A 15975-nucleotide genomic window follows, 5' to 3' on the forward strand; every position below is an offset into this window, starting at 1 on the left:
AATTTTTTTCAGCATAGTGTAGCTTAACTCATGAGAGGCTGTAATAATATTTTTATCCTGTTTTAGAAGAGAAGGGTTGCTCCTAGAGAAACAGTATTAGAGATATCAGGGACGGTGCTTGAATCTTCAATCATTTTAAATGTCCCATAATCATGCTCATTTTCATATTCTACAAATATGCTTAAACCAGGCATAAGACGATAGTAAGGTCTTACGGTATATCTCATTTGATTCAAGCCGCTGCCAATTTCAGCATGACTCACGGTTTTAGTGGCTATAATACCACGAACTCCCGTTTTTATTAAAAAATTATTTGTAATTTGTGTATCGCGTGCGAGCTCGATATCAAATTTAACACTACCTCCATAAAAGTAGGTTCTTAGGTCTGTTTCAATAAAAAAGGGCATTAATCCTTCAAGGCCAATGCCTGCTTGCCAATAAGGTTTTGATGCGGGTTGATTGAAATAATTCACTCCACCCTTAAGGGCCCAAAACTGACTGATTAAATGCCAATAAAATATATCAATATCTGCATTTTTGATGGATCCTTTGTAAGTTTCTGCATCATTTGTGAATAATTCCAGTTTATTATAATCAGGCCCATAAAGACCTTTGTAGGTGAGGCGTTGCGCATTATGTATGGGATCAGCTCCTACATCCAGATAAGTTGCCATCCAAAATCCAGCATGATGCGCCATAGGATGTTTCACCAAAGATGAATTGATAGGCTTGATTGCTTCATCAACCCGTACGATAGGTCTGTTCTGATATCTGGTATCTTTATCAATGTTTTCTGGTTTTAATTTACCATTAGTAATCGCTATCAGGGATGAATATTGGAAGATCCGGGACATACCTGACATCATGTGATACAACATATGGCAATGGAAAAACCATTGGCCACTAGCATCTGTATCTACATCAGCAGTGATTGTCGCTCCTGGCGGGATATCAAGCGTATGCATCAGTGGATCAAAGTAGCTTTTTCCTGTACGTAAAATAAACCAATGACCATGGAGGTGCATAGGATGATGCATCATTGACGTATTGGTAAATACAAATCGATAACGTTTTCCTGGTTTTAGTGGAATGGGTTTTGCTTTATATCCAGGTGCGCCATTGATAAACCAAATATATTGTCCCATGTAGCCAAATAACTCTAAATTTATAATTCCTTCAACAGGTTTATTGGGGTCATTAGTTGGGACCGCGGCGACTAAATCGCGATATTTGATATCTAATGAAGTCATCAATGTAGCGCTAGCAGGTGCTATTGCGTCATTGAATTGTGTTGGTTCAGTGGGCATCTTCATAGAGTGATCCATCTTCATGGAATGTTGTTGATTTTTTGAAGACATTAAAAGATGTTTTTTTTGTTTATAACCAGGTAAGGATCCATGATACATCCCTCCCATCATGATGTTCATCATTTCTTGAGTAACAGGTATAGGTTCGGGGAAGGGTTTCACTTCATTATCAATGCGTTGCCTTGTGTTTGTTTTTAATGCACCAAACACAGTCCCCACTGTATCTTTTGATGCGGCATAAATAATATAAGGCTTATCTTTTTCTATTTTTATTAAAACGTCATAAGTTTCAGCAGGGGCAATTATCAAATTTTTAACAGAATATGGCTTTACATCATTTCCTTGTATATGCACTACTTGCATAGAAGTATTAGGTATTTTGATGCGAAAGATCGTGCTACTCCCTGCATTAATGAAGCGCAGACGAACAATATCACCTACTTCAACTGGTGCTGTCCATGGATTGGCATTAGTATGGCCATTTAGTAAAAATGCATCATAAGCTACATCGCTGATATCATAAATGCTCATGCGCATTTGTTGCATCGTTTTATAATCTTCCAGAAGTTGGGCGCGTTCTTTTTTAGTGGCTTTCTGATAATCGTGAATAAATTTTGCTAGTGAAGGTTGAAGTGGAAAGCGAGAAGCATAATAATCGCCAGATTTTTTCAGGTTAGCTTGCACCTGGTTGGGTAGGCTATTAATCCAATCTGATAATACAATGACATAATCTTTAGTGTATGTGTAATCTGGAGGCTTTAAAGGATCTACAATGAAAGCACCATATAATCCTTGTTGCTCTTGCAAACCAGCATGCGCATGGTACCAGTAAGTTCCAGATTGTTTTAATGTAAATTGATACTGGAACGTATCGCCAGGACCAATTTCAGTTTGCGATACACCTTCGACACCATCCATTTGCCATGGAACCAACAACCCATGCCAATGTATTGCTGTACCTTTATCTAAATGGTTAGAAACCTTGATGGTGACATGGTCTCCTTCCTTAAAATGGAGTGTAGGCGCAGGAACTTGGTGATTTACTGCAATTGCTTGTTTGGATTTTTTGGCAAAATATACTGTTTTATAACCTACTTCCAGATTGATTACTCGATTCGCTGCGATTGCTGAAGCGATTACAAAAACAAATAAAAAAAAAGTACTGCAAAGAACAAAAGGCAGCTTCTTAACAGATGAAGTATAAGCATTGATTCTCATCAATTATCCTTTGCAGTAACTCGTGCATCACAGCAATAGCATTTTCTTTAATGTTATCATTATATTAAGTAATTTCTAAGTGAGTAAAGGAACGGTTTAAATTGGTTACTTTATTTAATAAGTTGAATTTATTATTCATCAACGGCAACAGCTGGAGCTATCAGGTGTTAAACTTTTCAATTTATTTGTTTCTGAGTTATAAATTAATTGTTCATTGATTGCGTAAATTGAGACTTAAGTGGTATAATTGCTTCCTTTTGAAACATGCGGGGTGTGTCTTTTATGGCTTTAAATACTGATGTACTGGTAGTGGGCGCAGGACCCATAGGACTTATCAATGCTTGGGGAATGAAATATCTGAATCCTAAACTCAATATTGTTGTCCTTGAAAAATATGCGGAATATCAAAGAAGCCATACTTTAGTTATGGATGCAAAGCAGCTTGAAGCCATAATGAAAGCAACCCATAGTGAAAATCATCCTGTATTGGTTCAATTATTAAGTCAATTAAAAAAAGATCCTCACATACGCACAAATACCTTACAACAAATTTTGACTCAATTAGCCAAAAGCAGTGGTGTTGAGATTCAGACACAGCAAGAGGTTAAAGCAGATACTATCAAAGAAAAATTAGCGCAGGAATATCCTAATGTGCGTCTCATTATTGGTGCGGACGGTACACATAGTGTAGTTAGCCGCTCGCTATTTTCTGAAAATAATCAGGTAAAGCATGAGTACGATTATGTTTTGCAGCTTCGATTTGAGATCAATGGTGAAGAAAAAGCCCCCGGAATCCAAACCCAACACTTTTATCAGCAAATGGCTCGAAAGGGATTGATTGCTAATGAATATGTAGGGCATTTTGAAAATGGAAAAACGCCTGTAACAATGCAAATGATGATTTCAAAGGAAGATTTTCTTGCATTGCAAAAGGCAACTTCAAAAAATCCTATTAAACCTTTTTCAACATCAGCACCCGCGCAACTGGACACTCCGAAGTTGCCCTCTCACCTTCAGTCATTTATTACATCGTACCTTCAATATAAAGTTCAAGATACTTCAAGTATAGGGCAAAGAATTGACAACGAATCTATACGTATTAGTGTGAATGAAGCACCTGCTACGTATGCGAAACAGGTAGTAAACAACCAGGGTAAGGCTCGCGTTGTTTTAGAAGGTGACTCGGCTCTTGGCTTATCTTATTTTAAAGGTTTAAATGCAGGTTTGCAGGCAAGTGCTCGATTTTTAGCGACAATGTCTTCGTCGATCAAAAATTCATTTTGCAATACTGATAAAATGGATGAGTCACTTGATAAATACCAAACTTGGTTTTTAAAAGATTTCGCACCTAAAAAAGTTAAAGAGGTAGGTAATTACAGTTTTTGGCGAGTAAGAAGCTTCATGAACGCGATGCGTGCGGTTCGTTTGATAAAACTTGCATCTGTCGCTGATTATGATGATGATTTAGAGCCTGCAATTAAAGATTATTTTAATCATTATACTCGCGATCCACTAGCAAAAACAGTGAATAATCAATGGAGTCCCTTTCCACATCGTGAATATCCTCTAGTTAAGTTTGGCCAATTAAGTTACATACCTTTAAAACATACCGCAAAAAAAATAGGTAAAATTTTTTCTGACTATTTAAAACCTTATAAAAGCGGCCATCAAATTGGTCAAGATTTTAAACAACCGCTAGTTGGAATAGGTAGTTTTTTTGCTGGGTTGCTTAAAACTGGAATTGGTATTTTTACACTTAATCCTTGGTCGTTAATAGATGGATTATTTAATATGGTAAGAGGTGCTATAGAACTTATTACGACCCCACTCAATTGGTTTATAAAACCTATTACTCGAGGCTTTGTAACCTTGATTCATGGTGGCTATAAGAAAATCGAAGAAAATCAGGGAATGCAACATTTAGCTCAATATGGACAAGCTTATTTAGCTCAGAAAGAGGATGTTGATTTGGCATCAGACAAGACAATTTATGAGTTACTCGCAGTATGTAATGATATGCATCGAAAATTTGATAAGTCAGTTTCACGGGGTCAAATGACTGATTTAGAAATAGAAGAATACAGTCGCTACGCGGCAATTCGCTCCGACAATACTTTAAATCGACAAAAATTAGCACGATACTTTTCTCTATTTACTCTTTCAAACGAAGAAAAAAAAGAGGTAAGCACTCCAGAAACTATAAGGATAACTACTTCTTGTTCGTTTTAAGAAAGTTTGCACCAGTAACTTATGGTTCTGTGAGCTGATTTTTAGGTGTATTTTCTGTTCAAAGTAGCATACAAAAAAGTATTAATTTTTTAATAGGTATCATTTGACTTATGGTTTTTAAATAGGTAATTTATTTTTACGAATACCTATGTAGATAATTGATAGTTTATGAATTTTTCAAATAATTACAATACTTATAAACTTGCTAAACAGCTAATTACAAGAGTTGAAAAGCTAATTAAGACGACATCTGAACCCGCATTGGTTCGACGTATTTTATCTGAGCTTCATCTTAATGAGTTAGAGACAACTAATAAGGAATATACAGACTTCATTGGCAAAATTTCTACAGTGCCAATGCAGTTAACGCCATTAATTAATTATTTAAATGAAAAATTAATAGACAACACTCCTATTTGCCAGCTTTTTGCTTTTATTGAAAAAAATGAATTAATTTCTAATGAGGAGCTTGAGCAGGCAGCAAAAACCATACAATTACAGATTACTTTACTCTCTATTTTAGAGGCCATAATTGTTACCATGACTAATGGAGAGCAGTTCGCTCAAGATGTATACCAACACCTTAGCAAACGCAGTGGCTCTCCTTATCCTGGTAATCCAGTTGTTGATTTTTTCTGGGCTCCCTCTAATGCTTCTTTGTTTGAGCGTATCAAGTTATCTTCTATCAAACCTGGCATGCTTAACATCTTATTTCATCGAGCAATGAAGGATAAATTGGAATCTCAATCAGACATAGAGCAGTTTATCTCTAAAATGGGCTTGTGGTGGTGGTATGCTGATATCAGAGCGGCTGCAGATAATGAATTGACAGGTACTACTCCCGCCATGGCTCTCAATATTATGGAAGCCGCCTGGGAAGAGTCAACTGGAGATGTTAAACACATCTGCGGCAAAGATAATGCAGAGGCAGGTGCTTTACTCATTAAGCTTATGGAAGAGCATAAATATTCGACGAGTAATACTTTAAAAAGGAGTATACTCCCCGAAAATACTGTTCTCATGGATGATTCAAAATCGTATAGTATTTTACCAGGACTAACCGTCAGTAATACTCCAAAGAAAGTAATGGAGTTTAATATTGATGGACATTGGCGTGATTTATATAACAGCTGGAATTTGTTATTTGTTATTACAAATATTGATAAAATATTTATGCCAATTAAATTAATATTACCTACTGTTTTAGCCGCTGAGCCTCAAAATTACAAAGAAGTTAGAGTAATCTCTTTATTCACAATAGGTTCGATTTTTTTGCAGGAAAATACAAAAATGAACCCATTTTTTTCGGATAACTATCATTTTAAAAATGCCGAAATTATTTTAAAAAAATGGGGGGAGATAAACAAAGACTATGGAATGAAATTATTGAAGCACCAATCTAATTTGCAGGTTGATAAAAGTGAGACCTCTTATCATGAAGTTTTTGGAAACAATCCTCATTTAAATTTTCTAATTCGCATAATTGGATATTTAAGTGATCCAAGCAATTATCAATTTACTCAACCAAATACGGCGAAATTTTCATCAAGATTTTCTTTTTTTTCTCAGTCTAAGCAAACATCAACTAGCTTAAGTCAAGTAGAACATACCTCGCAAGCACATTTATTAAGCATTTGATTTAGTTAGGAATTGGACAGATTAATGCATGAGGCAAAGTTTCAATGTTAAAATAAACTGCTACTTTATTTCATGTGGTATATAAATTTATTAGAGATTACCATTAAACCCAGCTTTGAAGAGGTAACCCCATCTCTTCTATTTTATGGCAATTTACCAGACGTTTATTTCCAAATTCCAGAAAGTAAACGAATCGCTTTTTTAATAAAAATATTGGCTCATTCGCCTGTACATAAAATTCTTCTTAAACTGATCCTCTTGTAATTGAGTATATTTTAAATGTATTACTGTTCTCAAAAACCTATGAGAATAAAATTTATTTTGGGTTAGAGCCTATACTAGGCTAAAACCTAATTTTATTGGACAAGTTCTTTCTGTCTATAACAAAGAAGAACAAATCATGATTAAACATCATTTGGAGTCTACATTAAAAAGAGTCCTTATAAGAGAAAAATCATGGGAAGTAATATTGCGTCTCTTCCATTTATTTAAAAGAAGTCATAAATCCTATTGGGATTTTTGCGTTTTACCCTATAAATAAAATTGATGATTGTGAATAATGTATTCTGTATTCATCAAGTGGGCCCTGAATATTTTGCCTCAGGAGGTTGTGCTTTCATCTCCTGAAAAGCTTGTCTCATGTCGTGAGCAATTTTTTGAGGATCACACTCTGCTTTGAGAGGAAAAGAGGTTGGTTGTGCAGGTACCCATGAACTAGAGTTAGCTTGCCCATTTACTTGTGATCGTGCAATAAAACCAAACTCTCCTAATGGGGCTACGTGAGCGGCTGCTTGTGAATCTCGCTTATGGACTTGCTCGTACACTCCTGGACCAGTAGTGTTCATGACGGAGCGCATATAAGCTTGTTGCCAAAATGCAGATGACGCTGGAGATGATGAGGTATTAAGTTTAGTTTTAATAGCGCTGCGCAGTGCTATTAATGGATTTGGGTTTGTGCCTGTTGTGTTAGCCGTTTGTATCATTTGTTTCAATTGCTCTACTTCTTCTGGAGCGTCCAATGCTATTTTATGACTAATATTATTACTAATCCTTTCTAATCCATCTCCTTGGTATGCTTTTACTATTTTTCGTTGTATTGCGGTGATAAAAGCAAGCTGCTCTTCTGTTGCACTTTTAGCAACAACAATCACGTCATTACAGTATTTACCACCTCTCATAGGGATCAAAACTGAGTTAACTATCGAGCGTTCCCCTTCGGGCGAGGAGGGAAACTCCGAAAAATCTAGAGGTACATCAAAATCTGTATAATGTCCTTGAGTAAAACAGGGGCTTAATATGCGCACAATATCACTGGCAGCTGCAGCATTACCCCCTGTAGACAGATTGGCTAATTCTGCTTTGGCACATGAGTAGAGTTCTTTCTCGTAGTCTTTTAATGCTGAAATAAATTCTTCTGAATCTATATCTAGATAACTGATCTGATCTTGTAGTTCTGGAATGCTATCTTGCATCTCTTGCAATTGTCTTTTACCTTGTTTGTCTAGAATGGTGCTGCTATAGACTAAAACAAATCTTTTTCCTTCATTAAATATAGCTAATTCAAGAAATTGATCCGACATCTCTTTCTTCATAAATTGGGATGGATCTGTTGAAAACCAAATTTTTACCCAATCGTTATCACTGGCTTTAAAATTGGGTTTTATCTCTTCTGGCATTTTGAACATCTCTCAAAAACAAGTAATTATCTTATACTCTATGTTGAAGTAAGTGACATTGGCCTAATTTATTGTGTGCGAATGTCATAGACTCATAAGTATTATTATAGACTTAATAGAACCCCGGTTCGGAGTTTGTTAGTTAAATATGGATAACTTTGCAGCAAAAAAGCATTGAATCATTATTTTCACCTCAACCTATTTATTTTATTACGACTGGTAGCTAACCTTGCTTCCCTTAATAGGAGCAGGGTTGCTAAATGACGCCAGCAAAATAATTACCCATTGTCATTGAAAAATCACAGGAAAAAGTTGATTACATCTTGCACTAGCCACTCATCAAATTTATCTGTGGGAACAAAACCGTTTGTTATTGGGTGTATTAACCTGGTCTCTTGGATCTTCGGTGCGCACTGGTCGAACATAAAATCACCGTATCCAATCTAAAGTGGCGTATATTTGGCACAGGGAATAAGATTACTAAACAACAAGACAAATCTCTAATGGCAGAAACAATAACACTGCTGCAGAAGAATCCGCAATCAGCCAATTATATGATGAGAGTCATGAACCTAACATCTTTTATAACAGCCAATGCCACTCCGGTGAAAATATGGGGTTCTTTCTCAATATGCGCCATAAGAATAATGGCAAAGTCATCCAAATGTGTGACGCACTAAATCATAACATCCCAGAGGATCATGATACCATTGTGTGTAACTGTTTGTGCCATGGCTCTCACAAGTTTGATGAGTTACTGGCCTTTTACCCAGAACATTGTCTACCCATCATGAAATGACTTTCAATTCCATTTAATACGGATGCGGAATAAATCTATCTGCAGGCGTAAAGTGATTGGTGCAGGCATACGTTTTGCTCGTTCAGAGCAAACGTGCTGGAAACAGGGCGCTCGCGGCCTTTAGCCTGTCGCATTGGCAAGTGAGTTTCGAGGACTGGGATGGACACGTTTAATAAAGTTGGAATGCTGGATGGGCAAATACTGCGTCCTATTAAGGTAATTTTCAAATACAGCTTCTTATTTATTCATTTGCCAATAGGAATAACTCTATTGATTTATTCATTATTAAGAATACTATAAAAGATGATACTCATTATCAATTGTAAAGGTAAAATAATGCCGGAATCATGGAAACATACAATGCACGATATTATTATTCCACCATTTTTATATGGTACTGCCTGGAAAGAGGAGAAGACTCAAGAGCTTACATTTCAAGCATTACAAAATGGATTTACTGGAATTGATACCGCAAATCAACGCAAGCATTATTTCGAAGAGGGTGTTGGGCTGGGAATCCAACAATTTTTGAAAACTACTGGGAAAAAGCGGGAGGCTCTTTTTTTACAAACAAAATTTACCCCAGCACCAAGTCAAGATCACCGTAAACCATATGATGAAAAGGATTCCTATAAAACTCAAGTGAATCAATCGATTACAAGCTCATTAAAACACTTGCAGACTGATTATATTGATTCCTACATCCTTCACGGCCCATCTTATTATTCAGAACTAGTTCAAGATGATTTAGAAATTTGGGGGGCTATGGAAGATTTATTCTACCAAGGTAAAGTTAGGTTATTAGGTATTTCTAATGTCAATTTGACCCAACTTGAAACTCTTTATAAATATGCTGTTGTTAAACCGTCATTTGTACAAAATCGATGCTTTGCCAATACTCAATGGGATTTAGCTATTCGACTGTTTTGTAATAAGCACGGGATAATTTATCAGGCATTTTCCTTGCTTACAGCAAATCAATCCTATTTGTCCACTGTTAGATTGCAAAAACTTACTCAAAAGTATGATAAAACAATAGCTCAAATTGTTTTTCGTTTTGCTCTGCAACTAGGAATGTTGCCACTAACTGGTACAAGTTCCCAGTACCATATGCAAGAGGACTTGGATTTAGATTCATTTGAGCTTTCTCCTGATTCGATGAACGTCATTGAAAAAATTAGCAACGAAGAATAAATGAAGATTTACAGGTTGAGCTTAAATTAGCGCAACCTTAATATAGACTGGTATCTGATTATGTTTATGAAATTGAACGAATAACACCACCATCTACGCGGACGGAAGCGCCATTGGTTGCAGAAGATAAGGGACTACATAAAAATGCAACCATATTGGCGATTTCTTCAGGTGTTGTAAATCGTTTGAGTAAGGAAGAGGGTCTAACTGTTTTAAAAAACTCCTCTTCAATTTCTCTGGGGGATTTGTTTTGCTCTTTTCCCATACTCGTGACAAATTGGCTAACGCCTTCACTACTTGTCGGACCAGGAAGTACAGAATTTACTGTAACATTGGTGGCTGCTGTTATTTCTGCCATTCCACGTGCAATAGCAAGCTGTGCTGTTTTGCTCATACCATAATGCACCATTTCCGCAGGAATTTGCAGGCCAGATTCACTTGAAATAAAAATAATCCTTCCCCAATTTTGTTGAAGCATGGGGACGAGATAATGGCGGCTTAAACGTACTCCACTCATTACATTGATATCAAATATATGTAACCATTCTTCATCAGTGATATCAGCAAAAGGTTTTGTATTATAAATACCAACGTTATTAACCAGTATATCTACCTTAGGTATTTGCTGAATTAATGCTTCCACTTCTTTTTTCTGACTCAGATCAGCAGGTGATGCAATTAGTTTTGCCTCAGGGTGAGTTGTAAGAATTTTCTGAATTGCTTGTGTTACACGCTCTTTCGAACGACCATTAATAACTACAGTAGCACCTTCATGAGCTAATGTTTGAGCAATAGCCAAGCCGATACCAGCAGTAGATCCGGTTACCAATGCAGTTTTATCTTTAAGTTTTAAGTCCATATTTACCGTCCTTAGAATCGAGTTAGAATTAAGATTTGCCTGTGGAGAGTTAGAATTAAAAATAGATTAGCAAATATTTTAAAATATTTGTAATTACTTAAATAGATGTAGGCTTCGGCTATATTAATAGGCTGATATTCTGCTGAAATTTTTTCTGAACTAACGTATTTTTGGGTGCTTTGTTTTCATGAAAGCGGCGACAAATAAAGATTCTAGATATTTAGACCGAATAGTTCTTGTATTTCAATCGAACTCTAATTAGCTCCTATTGATTAAAAGGATAAAAAAAAGTAGCTTCATGCTTATTATAAAACATATTGGTAATATAGGAGTTAGGTATCAATTGGAACTGCTTTAGGGTGGAATGATTTATTTTTCCTTGTAATTTTATAGTAAAAATCATTTGTTTTGCTTTTTCAGACTCTATCCATTTCATAATGAGTGCATAAGCACGATCAGGATAACAGGCCACGTCTGACAAAACCCAATCATAATTTTGATCTAATTGCATAGGATCTATGGCAAAAGCACTTTGTTGCAAATAGTTGATATGTGGCAATTGGGCGATTTTAGGATCAAGAGGAGCTTTATCAACAGCAGTCACATGGGCTCCTAATGACTGCATGACATATGTCCATCCTCCTGGTGACGCGCCTAAGTCTAAAGCTTTATCCCCTGATTTTGGATATTTTTCTAACAAAGTGAGTGCTTCCCATAATTTTAAGTAAGCGCGGTTAGGCGGATTAATTTTATCCTCAATAAAATAACATTTTCCTTGAGGCCACTTTTTGAGTCTTTTTGTACTGTATACCAACGTATTTTTATCTAATAGGCTAAAAGCGCCTATAGATGGAATTTTTTCTTCAAGGGGAAAATGACGCTCAAGGGCAGGAGATTGACGTAATTGTTCTTCAATTAATCGTGATCGCCGTATGTGGGATACAGGATGCAAGTACCAAAATTTTCCCTTTTGTCGCAGTATTTTTGCTGCTTCTGAAATGGATTGAAATGTTGCAAGTTCGGGTTCTAACCAAATGTCTTGTGCAAAACAGACATCTGTTTTTTTCTGTGCTGAAAAAATCAGATCCTCACAAGTAAATAAAACATTATTTAATTCCTCACAAAGTATAGAAAGAAACTCAGGTTTAGTTACATAAATTGCGCCAAAATTTTTATCCATGAAAAAACCTAATTGGATTAAAAAAATTAAGCTATCATATCATTGTGACGTTTTATTAAAAGAAGATATTAATGTGTTGTAAGGAGTTTTTATAAAAAGACAAGCTATCAGGTTCAATATTTCTTAAAAAATAAATGGGCTTATGGTGTTAGAAAGGGTTTGTTTTGAACTATTTAGTGATGAAAAAGTCTTTAAGCCTTTTTCATCACTAAATATAGATTACTTAACATACACGGTGCTTGCTGCGGGACCATCATTACTTAATGCTTCTATAAAAGATACCCGAAAACCTACTTCTAGTTTATCGAAATCATAATCGACTACACTTTTGCTTGTAAAACGAAGCCTTCTGCCATCAACAGTTTCAATAAATCCATAATCGGCTATAGGAGCAATTTCACGTATACGACCTTCAGGTGGAGACTCATGATGTTTCACTTCTCCCCGTTGTTTATGAACATATTTTTTTAGTTGGCGTGTTATAGCAAGAAATGCATCTCTTATAGCAACATAGACATCCTCATGGGCATGATTTTCGGGTAGGTCACGGTTGGCTACCAATTCTGCACCTGGCACAATAAGATCGATACGAATATGAAAGATCTTTCCTTTATTATGATGATGATGTGTTTCAATACTTACTTTGCAACTCAAAATACGGTCAAAGTATTTTCCTAGTTTTTGGGCATGTTTAAACGCACTACTCTCAATGGCTGGGGAGTGCTTCAAATTATTAAATATTATTTGTATAGGAAAATGTACTGAATTGTTCATTTATATAACTCCTTATCTCGCATACAATCATCTTGTATGGGGTTGTTAACGCTAGGTTCTTTGTTTGGCTTCTTTTTGTTGTTGAAGTTTAATGACATCAAATACTTTAGCCATGTTTTCAGCTAGAATTTCAATAAAATCATCTAAAGTAATAATACCTACAAGTGCTTTATCATTATTAATAACAGGGAGGCGACGTATCTTTTTTGAATGCATTAATTCTAAGGCATCCAATAAGTTGTCATTTTCAAAGACACTGCTAAAAGGCTCTGTGACAATATCTTTAATAAGTAGAGATTCGGGGGCAATTCCTGCTGCCATGACCTCAATGACTAAATCACGATCAGTGACAATACCTATTGGAGTTTTTTGATTCTTTTGTTCTTCAATCAAAACTAAATCACCAACGTGATAATGGCGCATGAGCTCTGCAGCATTTTTTACTGATTCATTACAATTGATGACTACTACATCCCTGTTACAGTATTCTCCAACTATCATAAGATCTCCCCAAAATAATCATTGTTTTAGTTTTTTTAATACACGCATATGTTGGTCTGCGAGTTTTTCTAATTTTAAACCGCAATTGATTGCGGGGGATGGTAAAGAAATACTTTCATTACTGCCTTAAGTATAGTATATAAAACCATAATAGGCAGAATAATCCCATCAAAGCTCAAAATTTCCATGATTACTTAATAGAAATTTCCTAAAAATCAACTATATTAATAATAAATAATAATTGTTTGCAGTAAAGTTAAAGAACATCATTTAACTTTGATTAAGAAGGAAAGACAAAATGTTAACAGGAGTTTTTATTTTTTTATTAATCGCTATTGTTTCGGGATATTTAGGATATAAAGGAACTGATCCAACAGCTATACGTAATGCAAAAATGGTTTTTTATATTTCGACAACTGTTTTTTTAATATTGCTTATTATCTACCTCTTTTATCCAGCAGCACCACCACCTCCAGCCGTACCTAAAAATCCTCTTGTATAAACTTGAGGCAAAAATGGCTTGGTTCTACGGTTTTAGGCATAAAATTATGTAGCACTTAAAAGTTATGGAGAGCGCGTGTCAAAATATCCTAAGTGGATATTGAGTTGATGTTAGGTTCATTTTTGCAAAATTTAAAATGAATTAAAAGTTGATTGATTAAGAAAAATAACGCGCCTAATCCCAATGAAAAGAATAAATTTTTTTTAATTAAAAATACAATAAGAAAGATGAGTATCGCTCGTGACAACTCTATGGTAAATGTTTTTTTGCCATTGGCTATCGCCCCAAGTTCATATAGGGTGGATAAGATTAAAATTCCTGTTAACCATGAGAGCATTGCATGTGGATTAAAAATAAAAGATAAATATCCATATAAAATAATTGCAAATGAAATATTTATAAGCATGTATAATCGAGGTGATTGATTGCTTTTCTGAACAGCAATTTGTTTGGCAACAGTCGAATGTTGTTGTTTTAAACGATGAAGAATCCACTCTGGAGGCATAAAAAAGGCGCGAGCGATATCCATTTTACTTTGCAATCCCTTACCATAATATAAAACATCTTTAATGACTTTGACATTGGCATAAAAAGGATTCCATGAGTCTAAAGGCTCTGTCACGCCATATTCAGCAGGGGTATTTTCAGGCTCGAAGGTTCCAAACAACTTATCCCAAATTATCAAGCTGCCGGCATAATTTTTATCTATGTATTGTGGGTTTTTGCCATGATGTACTCGGTGATGGGAGGGGGTATTAAATATTTTTTCAAACCATCCCATTTTTTTTATAGATTGAGTATGAATCCAAAATTGATAAATAGTATTTAGGGAGGATACAGTAACAAACATATAAGTAGGAAAACCAATTAAGGCCAAAGGGAGATAAAAAACCCAAGATGTTAAGGTTTGGAAATAGCCCTGACGTAAAGCAACAGTTAAATTGTAATATTCACTTTGATGATGAACGGAATGGCCTATCCAAAAAAAATTACATCGGTGGCTTGATCGATGATACCAATAATAGCAGAAATCAACCCCCAGCCAGAGTAGGAGCCAGGCGATGAATGAATGGGAATTAATATGGAAATATGCATGGTGTTCGTATAAATAATAGTAGCTAAATATAATTAACCCTCTAACAGGTAATGATGCAATTTCTTCCAAAATGCCGCTACTTAAATTATTTATAGAGTCATTGAATTGGAATTCTTTACTCTTTCTGTAATAAGCGATGAGCAATTCAATGCCTATTAAGATTAAGAATACAGGCGCAGCAAAAACTGTTAAGTTAATATCCATATTAATCCTTTAATAGTACTCTCATTAAGCTCCATCGATTATACCGTCATCGATTTATATGTTTCTAAAAAGCTCTCATATTCAGCTTTATAGCCCATACAAATGGGTAAATGAGCAACAGAGTTAATATTGTATTTGATAGGGAGTTCTGTAGGTAAAACATTTAATGAATGATTATTGATAAAACAAAAATCAATTCCAAAATTCTTTGCTCCATGGCCATCACTTATTATTGAATCGCCAACCATTAACATTGAGTTTTTTTCAATGCAATACTGTCGCTTGCAAATAATTTCTGCTATGGCAATTTCAAAAATTTTTATATTGGGTTTCGCAACACCGATTTCACTGGAAATAACATAACTATCAAACCAATTATATAATTCAAGCTGTTGGTGCTTTTGCACTTGCGTTTCTGTAAAGCCATTTGTAATAATCCCTAAAAAATGCCCTTTTTGATGTAAAAACTCAATAGCATCTTTCACATGAGGTAGCCAATATGCATGTGCACATAGATTTTTTTCATACTCAATGGCTATTTCTTCGATAGGTGTGGAACATGAAAGTTTTTGATTTAGATGTGTAAAACGCAATAATCTCACTTCACTAGAGCTAAGAGAGTCGCCTACCTTTTGCCATAGCTGGGTATTGATTTCTTTATATAAATGTTCAAAAACAGAGTATTCAACCGATGAATAAAATTGATTGTAAATACTTATTAATCCCATTCGTTCAGAATGGGAAAAATCGATTAACGTATCATCTAAATCAAATAGAATTACTTGATAAGACATAATG

12 protein-coding genes are annotated in these 15975 nt (G+C 35.3%); 4 read left to right on the forward strand and 8 right to left on the reverse strand.

Annotated elements, in window-relative coordinates; genetic code table 11:
* Positions 1-62 precede the first annotated feature (62 nt).
* Positions 63-2525 carry a multicopper oxidase domain-containing protein gene (locus EKG34_RS13025; protein WP_012979088.1) on the reverse strand — a complete coding sequence of 821 codons (2463 nt, stop codon included), beginning with the start codon at positions 2523-2525 and terminating at the stop codon, positions 63-65.
* A 282-nt stretch (positions 2526-2807) separates the two neighbouring features.
* Here EKG34_RS13025 and EKG34_RS13030 point away from each other — a divergent pair, with 282 nt between their 5' ends.
* Together EKG34_RS13030 and EKG34_RS13035 are read left to right on the forward strand one after the other, a co-directional pair.
* Positions 2808-4754, forward strand: coding sequence for an FAD-dependent oxidoreductase (locus tag EKG34_RS13030; protein ID WP_003631643.1), 1947 nt, complete (start codon positions 2808-2810; stop codon positions 4752-4754).
* A gap of 168 nt (positions 4755-4922) precedes the next feature.
* A complete protein-coding gene (locus tag EKG34_RS13035; protein ID WP_012979090.1) occupies positions 4923-6392 on the forward strand; it encodes a hypothetical protein in 1470 nt (489 codons plus the stop codon).
* Positions 6393-6967: 575 nt separating this feature from the next.
* Here the strand turns inward: EKG34_RS13035 and EKG34_RS13045 are convergent.
* Complete coding sequence (locus tag EKG34_RS13045) at positions 6968-8068, reverse strand: glycosyltransferase family 88 protein (RefSeq protein WP_003631637.1); 1101 nt, start codon at positions 8066-8068, stop codon at positions 6968-6970.
* A gap of 1159 nt (positions 8069-9227) precedes the next feature.
* Here EKG34_RS13045 and EKG34_RS13055 point away from each other — a divergent pair.
* Positions 9228-10061, forward strand: a complete 834-nt coding sequence (locus EKG34_RS13055; protein WP_003631635.1) for an aldo/keto reductase family protein — start codon at positions 9228-9230, stop codon at positions 10059-10061.
* A gap of 64 nt (positions 10062-10125) precedes the next feature.
* Here the strand turns inward: EKG34_RS13055 and EKG34_RS13060 are convergent, their stop codons facing one another.
* The 4 genes from EKG34_RS13060 to EKG34_RS13075 form a co-directional block, all read right to left on the reverse strand.
* On the reverse strand, positions 10126-10920 hold the full coding sequence (locus EKG34_RS13060; protein WP_003631634.1) for an SDR family NAD(P)-dependent oxidoreductase: 795 nt from the start codon (positions 10918-10920) through the stop codon (positions 10126-10128).
* A gap of 265 nt (positions 10921-11185) precedes the next feature.
* Positions 11186-12100: an SAM-dependent methyltransferase gene (locus tag EKG34_RS13065; RefSeq protein WP_003631633.1), complete on the reverse strand. Its 915-nt coding sequence runs from the start codon at positions 12098-12100 to the stop codon at positions 11186-11188.
* Between the two features lie 219 nt (positions 12101-12319).
* The gene (locus tag EKG34_RS13070; RefSeq protein WP_003631631.1) at positions 12320-12874 is read right to left on the reverse strand and encodes an HPF/RaiA family ribosome-associated protein; all 555 of its coding nucleotides are present in this window, start codon (positions 12872-12874) and stop codon (positions 12320-12322) included.
* Positions 12875-12925: 51 nt separating this feature from the next.
* Positions 12926-13375, reverse strand: coding sequence for a CBS domain-containing protein (locus EKG34_RS13075; protein ID WP_003631630.1), 450 nt, complete (start codon positions 13373-13375; stop codon positions 12926-12928).
* A gap of 298 nt (positions 13376-13673) precedes the next feature.
* On the opposite strand from EKG34_RS13075, the gene EKG34_RS13080 reads away from it, so the two are divergent.
* Positions 13674-13877: a DUF1328 family protein gene (locus EKG34_RS13080; protein ID WP_003631628.1), complete on the forward strand. Its 204-nt coding sequence runs from the start codon at positions 13674-13676 to the stop codon at positions 13875-13877.
* 88 nt (positions 13878-13965) lie between these two features.
* On the opposite strand, the gene EKG34_RS13085 is transcribed toward EKG34_RS13080, so the two are convergent.
* Both EKG34_RS13085 and EKG34_RS13090 read right to left on the reverse strand, forming a co-directional pair.
* Positions 13966-15177, reverse strand: coding sequence for a sterol desaturase family protein (locus EKG34_RS13085; RefSeq protein WP_003631627.1), 1212 nt, complete (start codon positions 15175-15177; stop codon positions 13966-13968).
* A 38-nt stretch (positions 15178-15215) separates the two neighbouring features.
* Complete coding sequence (locus EKG34_RS13090; RefSeq protein WP_003631626.1) at positions 15216-15971, reverse strand: HAD-IA family hydrolase; 756 nt, start codon at positions 15969-15971, stop codon at positions 15216-15218.
* Positions 15972-15975: the final 4 nt, after the last annotated feature.

The sequence above is a fragment of the Legionella longbeachae genome, from assembly GCF_004283175.1.
GTDB classification, from domain to species: Bacteria; Pseudomonadota; Gammaproteobacteria; order Legionellales; family Legionellaceae; genus Legionella; species Legionella longbeachae.

Excerpts from the sequence above, each read along its gene's own strand:
- EKG34_RS13065 (WP_003631633.1), bottom strand. The coding sequence starts at position 12,100 with ATGGATAAAAATTTTGGCGCAATTTATGTAACTAAACCTGAGTTTCTT.
- EKG34_RS13025 (WP_012979088.1), bottom strand. The coding sequence starts at position 2,525 with ATGAGAATCAATGCTTATACTTCATCTGTTAAGAAGCTGCCTTTTGTT.
- EKG34_RS13035 (WP_012979090.1), top strand. The coding sequence starts at position 4,923 with ATGAATTTTTCAAATAATTACAATACTTATAAACTTGCTAAACAGCTA.
- EKG34_RS13055 (WP_003631635.1), top strand. The coding sequence starts at position 9,228 with ATGCACGATATTATTATTCCACCATTTTTATATGGTACTGCCTGGAAA.
- EKG34_RS13090 (WP_003631626.1), bottom strand. The coding sequence starts at position 15,971 with ATGTCTTATCAAGTAATTCTATTTGATTTAGATGATACGTTAATCGAT.
- EKG34_RS13070 (WP_003631631.1), bottom strand. The coding sequence starts at position 12,874 with ATGAACAATTCAGTACATTTTCCTATACAAATAATATTTAATAATTTG.
- EKG34_RS13045 (WP_003631637.1), bottom strand. The coding sequence starts at position 8,068 with ATGCCAGAAGAGATAAAACCCAATTTTAAAGCCAGTGATAACGATTGG.
- EKG34_RS13075 (WP_003631630.1), bottom strand. The coding sequence starts at position 13,375 with ATGATAGTTGGAGAATACTGTAACAGGGATGTAGTAGTCATCAATTGT.
- EKG34_RS13080 (WP_003631628.1), top strand. The coding sequence starts at position 13,674 with ATGTTAACAGGAGTTTTTATTTTTTTATTAATCGCTATTGTTTCGGGA.
- EKG34_RS13085 (WP_003631627.1), bottom strand. The coding sequence starts at position 15,177 with ATGGATATTAACTTAACAGTTTTTGCTGCGCCTGTATTCTTAATCTTA.
- EKG34_RS13060 (WP_003631634.1), bottom strand. The coding sequence starts at position 10,920 with ATGGACTTAAAACTTAAAGATAAAACTGCATTGGTAACCGGATCTACT.
- EKG34_RS13030 (WP_003631643.1), top strand. The coding sequence starts at position 2,808 with ATGGCTTTAAATACTGATGTACTGGTAGTGGGCGCAGGACCCATAGGA.